We start from the raw sequence: 3,378 nt of genomic DNA, 5'->3' as shown, positions 1-3,378 counted from the left end.
GCGCCCCCCCCCCCCCGGGGGCGCGGGGGGCCCCCGGCCCGAGCCGCAGTGCGCCTCCATCGGGGCCGCCCTTCGAAGGGCGGCCCCGATGTGTGTTCAAGGACACTTCGCCGCGGTTACCCATCCTGAACGCCGGGCCCGACAGATCCACCGCACCGATCCGGACCACCGCGCCCGCCCTGGACAACGACGCCGGCCCGGATCGCCCAGGCCCGCGCCCTGGATCACCGTGCCCGGCCCCGATCGCCCGCGCCCGCTCTGGACCACCGCGCCCCGCGCCCCGATCACCGTGCCCGGCCCGGAACCACCCGCGCCCGCTTGGACCACCGCGCCCGGCCCCGATCACCGCGCCCAGCCCCGACCACCCACGCCTCGTCTGGACCGCTGTCCGCACCGCCAGCGCGGGACTACTAGTGGATCTTCATCGAGGCCCGTGGACGCCAGATTGCCCACCCAAATGGGAATCTTCGGTCAATCCCGACCACTGGCCGACCATGATCGCCAGTTGAGCAGGGAGAAAAGGCACAAGTCGGGCCGCCGAGCGCCGATTTCCCTGCCCGGAACGCGATCATGAACCTCGGCGGGCGCGAGCGGTCGCCGGCGATCGCCGGTTGGGCAGGGCCATCCGACGTGGCCCGATGATCCACGAGGGGCCGGGCCAGGCCGGCCGAAGATCGCCGCTTCGACCCTCGCGTGGTCGTGATCAGGCAATTCTTCCGACCACCCCAGGGCCTAAACGGCGATCACTGGCACGAAGGTGACGGGCGCGGCGTGGCGGCCAAGATCCACAGCGAGCCCGTCGGGCCCGGCCCAGCCCGGCGCGCTGACGCCGGTTCGGCTAGGGACGCCCGCCCGAGCCGCAGGGTTCGTCCCAACTGGGCCGCCCTTCGAAGGGTGGCCCAAATGTGTGTTCATGGACACTTCGTCACCGTTGCCCGTCCTGAACTCCGGCCCGACAGATCCACTGCGCCCGACCGGGACCACCGCGCCCGTCCCAGACCCCGTATCCGCCCCGGACCACCCCGCCCGACTTGGACCACCGCGCCCGCCCCAGACCCCGTGCCCGTCCCGGATCACTGTGCCCGTCCCGGATCACTGTGCCCGTCCCGGACCGCCGCGCCCGACTTGGACCGCCGCGCCTGACCCGGACCCCCGCGTCCGTCCCGGATCACACCGTGCCCGGCCCGGACCCGCGTGTCCGACGCGGACCACCGCACTCGGCCCGGATCACTCACATCTGGCCCGGACCCACTGTGCGGGGTCCGGATCACTTGCGTCCCGACCGGACCACTGGCCGCCCCGTCAGCGGACCACGAACGAGCCACGGGCTCGCCGATCGAAGATCGACACGCCGGGTGCATCGCCAGCAATCTGCAGTCGCGCAACTACCTCGTGTACATATCGGGATGGCCGGAACAGATGTGCCCAGGATCGCAATCCGGGTATCGGCGCGTCGAACGGACGTCTCGGACGGCAGAATCGTAGGTTTGTTTTCCGGCGCGACGGGCGGACCACGCAGTTGTGCGTGTGGGCCACGATCCCGGTTCATCCGGGCTGTTGCGGGACGAATTCGACAGCCCTCCGATAGTCGACTCGGGGCGCCGACACACCGGTTGGCGACCCCGATAGAAACAGATGAGCGCGCGTACGCGCGCGTTAACACCACCTGAGATCGACCTCAAGCACCGACACGCGGGTGTGTCCTTTTTCACGCGCCCTATTCAATGCTTGTCGCCACGCCGAGGAATGTGGTTATGGTCTTCGCCGTGCCAGACGACAGGTCAGGCACCCATCGGGCGGCACGCCGAATCCTGCCCCCGCCCCGATGTGTTTTGAACCCAGTGGCAGGAACGGGGGAACCGACTCCGGACGCCGTACCCAGAGATCCTGGAAGAATCGGGCATCCGCCCGCGCGGCCACATGAGTGCCGCGCCTGGGCCTAACCCACCAGGGCGTCCTAGGGGTGAAGCCGACTGACTTCCGCAGTCGTCGAGAGCGCGCTCCATGCGCTTTCGAGGACGCAAAAGGACACGTCATTCGGCCGGGCGATTCTCTTCCCAGCCCGAACCCGACAGCTCACCTCGCAGGCGTGGGGAAAGGGCAACCACCCATGTCCGAAGCACGTAACCCTGGCCGACATCCCATGTCCGGCGGGCACTGCGCCCCGCCGACGGCCTGCCGCGCTCACGCCGGCAACGCAAGCGTGCGAGACACCAGCACCAGGCACCACCGGCCGGCGACCGCTCGGATCGCCGACACCCCAGACCGGTCGCGCCGCTCGGCCGCGCCGGTCCGGAAGGAACCCCGACGGGCATTGACCCACCCAACCCGCCGGATACGACGGGGCATCGCCGCGGTGCCCGTAATCGTGGCGGCGGTAGGCGGCGCAATCGCCGTGGCGACTCCCGCCAGCGCATCTTCAACGTGGGCGCAGCTGCGCCAGTGTGAGTCCGGCGGAAACTATTCCGCCAATACCGGCAACGGTTATTACGGCGCATACCAGTTCTCGCAGGGGACCTGGGCGAGCCTGGGATATTCGGGACTGCCGAGTAGCGCACCACAGGCGGTTCAGGACGAGGCCGCGCTGCGGTTGGCGCAGCGTTCTGGATTCGGCCAATGGCCGCTCTGTGGCCGCGGCATGGGCGCCGACCAGCTCGCGCCTGGTGCCAGCGCGTCCGCGGTGCCCCAGGCTTCCCGGTCGGCCGACAGAACCTCCCTGGTCGCGCCGGCGATCAACACGACGGCACAGCTGCCGTTCACGACGGCGCTGGTCGGCCAGTACCGCGCTGACGTCGCCCACTGGCAGGAGCGGATGACCGCGATCGGCTACCCGCTCACCGTCGACGGCAGCTACGGCCCGGTGTCCGCTGCCGCGGCCCGGCAGCTGCAGGCCGCGAAGGGCCTGGCCGTCGACGGCGTCGTCGGCCCGCAGACCTGGGCCGCGACCTTCGCCTAGCCGCCCTGCCTGCCTGACCCCGACCGCCTGACCCCGAACGACCGACCCGGACCGCCGGCCGTGAGCCGCGCCAGCGCGTCCGCCGAACGAGGTCCCTCTCGGACAGGCACGGCGCCGGCGTCCGAGGCCGGGGGCACCCGGTAGCGCGGAGCCCCCTTCGCCCGGCCGAACCCCCAAACGGTCATGGGCTCTCGCGTGGCCGGTTACCAGCCCATCCCCACCTAGTCGGCGGCCAGCCGGACGTGGGACGGCCACAGCCCTGCTCCCGCTCCAGTCGGACAGCCGGACCAGCCGCGAACCGGGGCCCCCCCCCCCCGCGGGGGGGGCCCCGGGCGGGGGGGCGGCCCGTCGGCGAAGTCCTCGGGCGACAGCCCACCCCGGGACGCCCGGCCGATCCGGGCGGCTCGGGCGGCGGCCGAGTC

At 71.6% G+C, this 3,378-nt stretch carries 1 protein-coding gene, 1 pseudogene and 1 riboswitch; of the genes and pseudogenes, one reads left to right on the top strand and one right to left on the bottom strand.

The annotated features are described in order from the left end of the window. Positions 1 to 1,792: 1,792 nt before the first annotated feature. A riboswitch (cyclic di-AMP (ydaO/yuaA leader) is annotated at positions 1,793 to 2,104 on the top strand. Positions 2,105 to 2,143: 39 nt separating this feature from the next. Next, the gene (locus tag I6A60_RS40610) at positions 2,144 to 2,956 is read left to right on the top strand and encodes a transglycosylase family protein (protein WP_203017081.1); all 813 of its coding nucleotides are present in this window, start codon (positions 2,144 to 2,146) and stop codon (positions 2,954 to 2,956) included. 221 nt (positions 2,957 to 3,177) lie between these two features. Here I6A60_RS40610 and I6A60_RS42560 read toward each other — a convergent pair. After that, positions 3,178 to 3,378, bottom strand: a pseudogene (locus I6A60_RS42560) (hypothetical protein); the annotation flags it as partial.

It is taken from the genome of Frankia sp. AgB1.9 (assembly GCF_016786355.1).
Classification (GTDB): domain Bacteria; phylum Actinomycetota; class Actinomycetes; order Frankiales; family Frankiaceae; genus Pseudofrankia.
The sequence above is the reverse complement of the archived record's forward strand: the minus strand, read 5'-3'. Positions and strand labels throughout refer to the sequence as shown.

Coding starts and splice junctions, on each gene's coding strand:
- I6A60_RS40610 (WP_203017081.1), top strand. CDS start 2,144: ATGTCCGGCGGGCACTGCGCCCCGCCGACGGCCTGCCGCGCTCACGCC.